At 39.2% G+C, this 7945-nt stretch carries 7 protein-coding genes and 1 pseudogene; 4 read left to right on the top strand and 4 right to left on the bottom strand.

Annotation, left to right across the window (positions count from 1 at the left end; genetic code table 11):
* The 3 genes from mreC to purH all read right to left on the bottom strand — a co-directional run.
* A partial coding sequence (gene mreC / locus AACY61_RS05425) for a rod shape-determining protein MreC (protein WP_339610568.1) occupies positions 1-601 on the bottom strand: 601 nt, incomplete at its 3' end.
* A 143-nt stretch (positions 602-744) separates the two neighbouring features.
* Positions 745-1773: a rod shape-determining protein gene (locus tag AACY61_RS05420; RefSeq protein WP_339610567.1), complete on the bottom strand. Its 1029-nt coding sequence runs from the start codon at positions 1771-1773 to the stop codon at positions 745-747.
* Between the two features lie 67 nt (positions 1774-1840).
* The gene (purH, locus tag AACY61_RS05415; protein ID WP_339610566.1) at positions 1841-3373 is read right to left on the bottom strand and encodes a bifunctional phosphoribosylaminoimidazolecarboxamide formyltransferase/IMP cyclohydrolase; all 1533 of its coding nucleotides are present in this window, start codon (positions 3371-3373) and stop codon (positions 1841-1843) included.
* Positions 3374-3582: 209 nt separating this feature from the next.
* Here purH and AACY61_RS05410 point away from each other — a divergent pair, with 209 nt between their 5' ends.
* Together AACY61_RS05410 and AACY61_RS05405 are read left to right on the top strand one after the other, a co-directional pair.
* Entirely contained in the window at positions 3583-4836 is a 1254-nt protein-coding gene (locus tag AACY61_RS05410; protein WP_339610565.1) for an ABC transporter permease, read from the top strand.
* A gap of 163 nt (positions 4837-4999) precedes the next feature.
* On the top strand, positions 5000-5773 hold the full coding sequence (locus AACY61_RS05405) for a T9SS type A sorting domain-containing protein (protein ID WP_339610564.1): 774 nt from the start codon (positions 5000-5002) through the stop codon (positions 5771-5773).
* Here AACY61_RS05405 and AACY61_RS05400 read toward each other — a convergent pair.
* Positions 5770-6225, bottom strand: a complete 456-nt coding sequence (locus tag AACY61_RS05400) for a GAF domain-containing protein (protein ID WP_339610563.1) — start codon at positions 6223-6225, stop codon at positions 5770-5772. The two genes, AACY61_RS05405 and AACY61_RS05400, sit on opposite strands and share 4 nt — an antisense overlap.
* Before the next feature lie 246 nt (positions 6226-6471).
* Here AACY61_RS05400 and AACY61_RS05395 point away from each other — a divergent pair, with 246 nt between their 5' ends.
* Both AACY61_RS05395 and AACY61_RS05390 read left to right on the top strand, forming a co-directional pair.
* A complete protein-coding gene (locus AACY61_RS05395; RefSeq protein WP_339610562.1) occupies positions 6472-7452 on the top strand; it encodes a lipoate--protein ligase in 981 nt (326 codons plus the stop codon).
* A gap of 266 nt (positions 7453-7718) precedes the next feature.
* Positions 7719-7945, top strand: a pseudogene (locus AACY61_RS05390) (exosortase family protein XrtF); the annotation flags it as partial.

Below are 7945 nucleotides of genomic sequence, written 5' to 3'. Positions count from 1 at the left end.
CTTTTGGAAAAATCGTTGACCTTCCGTCAGTGATAATTGTATCACCTGCCTTCACCGGAGCTTGTCGTGATATATCAATGAGCTGCATTGTACCGGGGTTTTCACCATCCCAGATAAGGGAGCCAAAATGCCCGCTTTCTTTAAGGGCCACACTAATACTCGATTTGGAATTGAGAAGCGATAAAACGGTGGTGTAGTTGGGGCTCACCTGGTCAGTGATTCCCACAATGCCGTCAACGGTCACGACCCCCATGGAGGGTTGAAATCCCTGATTGCTTCCTCCTTTTAAGGTGAGGTAGTTATTGGCTTTTGAAAAACTGTTGTTGATTACTTCAGCGGGGCGATAGACATATTCAAATTTGGACAACACACTGTCTGTAGGTTTTTTTTGTGTGTTTTGAAAAAGTTGCAGTTGGTTTTTTAATCGACTGTTTTCTTCCAGAAGCAACCTGTTTTCAGACCGGAGTCCAAAATACCCCGTTACTTCATTTCTCAAACTGTAAATACTTCCTGTTACATAATTAGCCGAATGTACAAATTTACTCTTGTGGTAGGAGTGTGACTGTATTGTTAGAAATAAAGAAAAAACAAAGAGCAGCATAAACAAAAGAAAATTTTTGTTTCTGATAAAAAAATTAATAATCTGCTGCATAGTTAAAAAGTGCTGTAAGTTGTAATTTCTATGGAAAGAAAACCCAACGGTAATTCTCTAAATTAAGAAGCAAAGTGCACTTATAAAGTGTTCTATTTAATCAAAATGCTTCTGTATCTGTTTAAGTTTTTTAAACAGATGCCGGTTCCTCTAACCACTGCACGTAAAGGGTCTTCGGCAATGTAAACCGGTAAATCGGTTTTTTGTGATAAACGCTTGTCCAATCCTCTTAGCATAGAGCCACCACCGGCCAGGTAGATTCCTGTATTATAAATATCTGCTGCAAGCTCAGGGGGTGTCTGTGAGAGGGTTTCCATCACGGCATCTTCTATTCTTAAAATGGATTTGTCAAGTGCCTTGGCAATTTCACGAAAAGAGGTTTGTACTTGTTTGGGTTTTCCGGTTAATAAATCACGTCCTTGAACAGACATTTCCTCCGGCGGATTTTCAAGGTCTTCAGTGGCGGCACCAATTTGAATTTTTATTTTTTCTGCAGTGCGCTCACCAACATAGAGGTTGTGCTGGGTGCGCATAAAGTAAACAATGTCATTGGTAAACACATCACCGGCAATCTTTACTGATTTGTCACAAACAATTCCGCCGAGAGCAATCACAGCGATTTCTGTTGTTCCACCTCCTATATCGACCACCATATTTCCTTTAGGCTGCATAATATCAATACCAATACCAATGGCGGCTGCCATGGGTTCGTGAATCAAATACACTTCTTTCCCATTGACACGTTCTGCACTTTCTTTTACTGCTCGCATTTCAACTTCCGTAATTCCACTTGGAATACAAATGACCATTCTTAAAGAAGGCGTAAACCATTTTTTCTTCAAAGCCGGAATGTCTTTGATGAACATATTAATCATTTTTTCACTCGCATCAAAATCGGCTATAACCCCATCTTTTAGGGGTCTAATGGTTTTGATGTTTTCATGAGTTTTTCCCTGCATCATCGCAGCTTCTTTTCCCACAGCGATTATTTTACCACTTATCCTGTCACGTGCAACAATTGACGGGCTGTCAACCACAACTTTGTCGTTATGAATAATCAGTGTATTTGCGGTTCCAAGGTCAATGGCAATTTCCTCGGTTAAGAAGTCAAAAAATCCCATAGTGTGTTTGTTGTCAGAGTTATATTATTTAGGGTCTATTTTAGTGCAATAAACAAATGTAAAAAAATTAATGTTTAAAATGACGTGTTCCTGTAAATACCATCGCCATTTTATGTTCATTGCAATAATCGATGCTTAATTGGTCTTTGATAGAGCCACCCGGCTGAATTACAGCAGTAATTCCGGCTTGGTCTGCAATTTCAACACAATCAGGAAACGGGAAAAACGCATCGCTTGCCATCACGGCTCCTTTTAAATCAAACTCAAAGTTCCTTGCTTTTTCAATGGCCTGTCGCAAGGCATCCACTCTTGAGGTTTGACCGGTGCCTGAAGCACACAGCTGTTTGTTTTTGGCAAGAACAATGGTGTTTGACTTGGTGTGCTTGCATAGTTTAGAGGCAAATACTAAGTCTTCTAACTCCCGGTTGGTGGGTTTATTGTCTGTTGCCTGAGAAAATGATTCAGGTAAATCTGTGATGCTGTCTTTTTCTTGCAATAACACCCCGTTTAAACAAGTTCGCACCAGCTCATTTCCAAACTCAAATCCCTTTTGCACCAGTAAAATTCGGTTCTTTTTTTCTTTTAAAATGGCTTCCGCTTCAGCCGAAAATGAAGGGGCAATCACCACTTCACAAAATAAGTTGTTAATCTCAGCAGCCGTTTCTTCGTCCAGGGTTGTGTTGCTGATTAATATGCCACCAAAGGCTGAAACCGGGTCGCCGGCCAACGCATCTTTATACGCTTCTGCTATGCTGTCTCGCTGAGCCACACCACAGGCGTTGTTGTGTTTTAAGATAGCAAATGTGGGTTGTTCACCTCTGAACTCTCCCATCAATTGTACGGCGGCATCCACATCCAGCAAATTGTTGTATGATAACTCCTTGCCGTGTATTTTGTCAAACACAGCCTCAAAATCCCCAAAGAAAAAACCTTTTTGATGCGGATTTTCACCATAGCGCAATGCCTGCCCTTTTCCATAACTTATTTTCAGTGCCGGAATGTTTTCGGTAGTGTTGAAATAGTTAAAAATAGCACTGTCATAATGCGAAGAAACCTGAAAAGCCTTGGCCGCATACTGTTTGCGGTCAGAGAGTGAAGTGGCGCCTTGCTTTTCGTTTATTAAGTTTAAAAAAGCATCATAGTCATCTACAGAGGAAACACAAAGCGTGTCGTTGAAGTTTTTAGCCGCTGCACGGATGAGTGAAATGCCACCAATGTCAATCTTTTCAATAATATCACTTTCAGAAGCTCCTGATGCAACCGTTTTTTCAAACGGATACAAATCTACAATCACAAGGTCGAGCTGGGGGATTTCATAGGCCTCCATTTCTGAAACATCCGTGGCTACGTGTTGTCGGTTGAGGATGCCTCCAAATACTTTGGGATGTAAGGTTTTTACTCTGCCACCCAAAATAGAGGGGTAGGAAGTGATGTCTTCGATAGGCACAACGGGTATGCCCAGGTTTTTGATGTATGTTTCAGTGCCGCCTGTAGAATATAAGGTGATGCCCAGCTCGTGTAGCTTTTGAACTATAGGTGCTAAACCTTCTTTGCTAAATACAGAAATTAAGGCAGATTGGGCCTTTTTTAAATCGCTCATTGTGTTGTGTTTAGTATAGGTTATTTTATATCAAACCCTAAAAGTGCAAAAGTAGGTATTTACAAAGAAAAAGTTCAAACTTTACCCTCTGAAGTTTCAATATTTGATTGAAAAAGCTCACTTTTTAATTATTTAAAAAAAGAGTGTAACTTTTCCAACTGAAATACGTCCTACTTATTGAATCAAAAACATCATTTAAATAGCACCTTATGCTAATCTACCTCAGGCTGTTAAAAGAAAGTTTTAATTTTGCAATCAGTGCATTGGTAAATAATAAATTGCGCACTTTTTTGTCGTTGCTGGGGGTGACCATTGGTATATTTTCAATTATTGCAATCTTAGCGGCAGTCGATTCGCTTAAAATGGAAATTGAAGACTCCATTAGCGGTCTTGACAACAGCACACTGGTAGTGGCGCGTTATTCATTTGGTCCCACATCAATTCCGCGTTGGCGCCGTGAGCAATTTCCGGATGTAAGCTACGAAGAGTACCAATACCTGTCCAGAAACCTCAATGATGTGGAAGCGGTTACCTATGGAATGAATGTGCCTCAGGAAGCCATTCGCTATGAAGATAAAACGGTTTCCAGAGTCCAAATTGGCGCAATTACGCACGAATATTATGACATTGAAGCCTTAAAACTCGCCAAAGGACGTTTCTTTAATGAAGCAGAATCTGCAAGCGGTGCACCGGTTTTAGTACTGGGCGATGAAATAGCCAGCAGCCTTTTTGATGAAGAGGAACCCATTGGCAAAACCGTGCGTATGTATGGTCGAAAATTCAATGTGATTGGTGTGATTGAAAAAGAAGGAGCCGGTTTGTTTGGCAATTCAAAAGATGGCGCTGCCTATCTTCCGGTGAATGTGGTGCGACGCATTTATGGTGATAACAACCGGGGCTCGTTTCCTCAAATTGTCATAAAACCTGAAAGCGGCGTAGATCAGGCAGAGTTTATTGCTCAGGTAAAACAACGCATCAGGGCAGCCCGAGGTTTAAAACCCGATGACATTGAGAATTTCTTCATCAATGAACTCAAAGGCTTTTCAGATATGATTGACAATTTAACCGGGCAACTCAATTTTATGGGGCTGCTCATTAGTGGTTTTTCTTTGCTCGTGGGAGGCTTTGGAATTGCCAATATTATGTTTGTCTCTGTGAAAGAGCGCACCAACCTGATTGGAATCCAAAAATCACTGGGAGCCAAAAACAAGTTTATACTGTATCAATTTTTATTTGAAGCAGTGATACTGGCTGTTATTGGCGGACTCATAGGCTTGTTTTTTGTTTGGATCGCCTCAATCCTCGCGTCGATGTTTACGGGTGATTTTCAATTTGTAGTTTCTCTCAAAAACCTGGCAATCGGTACAATCGTTTCCGGGATTATAGGGTTGATTTCAGGAATTATCCCGGCCATATCAGCATCCAGACTCAACCCCGTGGATGCGATTAGAACAGGAATGTAAATAGTTATGAGAGGTTAGTGGGAAGAGGTGAGTTTGGAACTGTAGAAGATTCACACACCATTGATCTCTCCGGTTTTGCATCCGGGCTGTATTCTATCATTTTAGTCTGTGATGGCGAAATTCAAGGCTCCAAAAACTTATCTAAACTATAAAAACCACTATTATGAAAATTCTAGAATTTAAATTCTTAAAAATATTCTATTTGAATTTAATTGTATTAGTTTACATGCTCCCCTCTTTTGGAGTGGCTGGGGGAGGACTTTATGCCCAAGACCCCATCCTTTTTGAAAATAACTGGTTTTTAGAAAAGGTGATTATAGACAACAACAGCTACTACATAACAGATTATACAGAATATATAGGAACTATAGAATTTTTTGAGATTGATGAAGAAATACAAGTTTTACTGTGTGAGTTTGACAATTTTCAGTCTGATATAAATTTTCTAAATAACAATGGTTTTGAAATTTTTGAAATAGAATTAAATCCTTTTTTTGGTGAATGTGTGTTTGTTGATGGTGATTTTTTATTTTTTCAAGACGCATATTTTTCTATTTTTTTAGAAAATTTTTCAATCCCTAAGAATCCATTCACATACTCGATCGAAAGTGTTTATGGCCACTTCCAACTCACTATAGAAAACGTTGAGGGCGACTGGGCGGTTTATAACAGTGTGTTGTTGTCTGCTACAAGCTTTAGTCAAAATAGCGTTGCTGTATACCCCAATCCTGTTAAAGAAACTTTACACATAAAAAATATCTCAAACCATTTGATTACAGGTACTGTTTATGATTTCAATGGCAAACTGTTTCAAAACAATACTCTTGAAAATAGCCATTCAAAAATTGATGTAAAAGCATTAAACCCTGGTTTGTATTTTGTGGTGTTTGAAAGTGAGGTTGGTGAGCGGGTGAGTAAAAAGTTTATTAAGCATTAAAGAATCTTCGCTACCTGTTCATTCACCCATTCCAAAAAGCGCTCGTCTTCTTCAGTAAAAGGATCTGGGGTATTGGAGTCAATATCAATTTGCCCAATATTTTTTCCGTCTTTAAAAAGTGGGATTACAATTTCTGCTTTCACAGTGATGCTGCAAGCTATGTAGTTGTCTTGAGCCTTCACATCAGGCACCACAAAGTTGTTGTTGGACACAGCCACCTGGCCACAAATACCTTTTCCAAACGGAATCACGGTGTGGTCTGTAGGCTCCCCGGCAAAGGCTTTTAAATGTAAAGTGCGTTTCGCTTCATTGGCAAAGTAAAAGCCCACCCAGTCATAATAGGAAATATGTTCCTGAAGGAGCTCACAAACTTTTGTGAGTTTTTCATCAGGAGAGGCGTTATCAAAACTTAGTATTTTTGAAACTTCGGGTTTTAATTGGTTAAATGTCATAATAAAAATGTTTAGGCAAAAGTATTTATTTTCAGTTAACGAGAATACAACCTCAATTCTATATTTTTGTTAAATAAAACGTCAACATCTGAAAAGATTGTGAGTAAAATTATTTGCAGAGATATGAAATCCAGAAGATTAATTTGTAAAAAAACAAGCCGATTATTCAAATTAAAGAGTTTCATATGTTTTTCTTTTGACTAAATTCAGAAAAGGCTACATTTAACATCAAAAAAATAACAGACCATGCTTTGTATAAAACATATCGGTACAGATCCTTACTTCAACATTGCCACCGATGAGTATATTTTTAAACACATCGAGGAAGATTGTTTTATGTTGTGGCAAAACGACAATGCCATCATTGTGGGGAAACACCAAAACACCCTGGCCGAAATCAACCTGGATTATGTGGGTGAAAAAGAAATTAAAGTGGTGCGCCGCCTATCGGGTGGTGGGGCAGTCTATCACGACCTGGGCAACCTCAATTTCACCTTTACCCGAACCAGTGATAACGAAGATATGGTTGATTTTAGACGCTATACCAAGCCCATTCTTGAAGTGCTTCAAAACCTTGGGGTCGATGCCAAGTTTGAAGGAAGAAATGACCTCACTATAGACGGCAAAAAGTTTTCAGGCAATGCAGAGCATGTGTTTAAAAACAAGGTGATGCACCACGGCACCTTGTTATTTGCTTCCGAAATGAAAGACATTTCGGGGGCTTTGAAAATAAACCCGTTAAAATACAAAGGCCGTGGCACAAAGTCGATTCCAAAGCGAGTGACCAATATCAGTGATCACCTCAAAGAGCCGCTTAGCCTTCACGAATTTACTGATAAGATTTTAAGCCATATTCTCGACACCTTTCCCCAAGCCAAAATGTATGAATTTACAAAAGAAGATTTGGCTAAAATTCAAACCATCAGGGATGAAAAATATGCTACCTGGGAATGGAACTTTGGCCGCTCACCCGATTATAACTTTCAGCAAGGCATGCGCTCAGAAGGAGGCGTCATTGAAGTACATCTGGACGTGGAAAAAGGAATCATCAAAAAAGCCCAAATCACCGGCGATTTTTTTCATATCAAGGATATTGCCCCCATAGAAGAAGCACTCGTGAACTTGCCACATGAGGAACAGGCAATTAAAAAAGCATGGAGTCAATTTGATATGAAACACTATTTTAAAGACATTACTACCGAGGAGTTGTTGAGTATTATGTTTTAGTTTTTTTGAACCATTAAGAAGTTAAGGGTAGTTAAGATAGAAGCCTTAATGCTACTAAATTCTTACATGTTTTATTTTTTTGGCATACTGATGATGCGGATTATATGGATTTATACTCATTATTTAAACCATTAAGGAGTTAAGGGTAGTTAAGATAGAAGCCTTAATGCTACTAAATTCCTTCATGTTTTATTTCTTTGTCAAACGCCTGTGGATTTATTTATCCGGCTCTTTTCTCTATTTTTGTCTAAACGAACACACAATTATTGAAGGCACTTTTCCTTAAATACAAATCTGTTATCCGCTTTCTCGTTCTCTTTTTGGGGACTTATGTATTGTTAAGCATTCTTTACAACGCCTATTTGCATTTCGGAAAATCTGAAACCTGGTATCCAGACCCCATTACACATCTGGTAGCCCAGCAAACTTCGATTTTGACCTCAAGCCTTGGTTATAAAGCCGAAATTGTTCCCCACGAAAGTGAAGCTTCGAT

Origin of the sequence: uncultured Planktosalinus sp. (assembly GCF_963973675.1) — a bacterium.
Lineage (GTDB): Bacteria > Bacteroidota > Bacteroidia > Flavobacteriales > Flavobacteriaceae > Planktosalinus.
The sequence above is the reverse complement of the archived record's forward strand: the minus strand, read 5'-3'. Positions and strand labels throughout refer to the sequence as shown.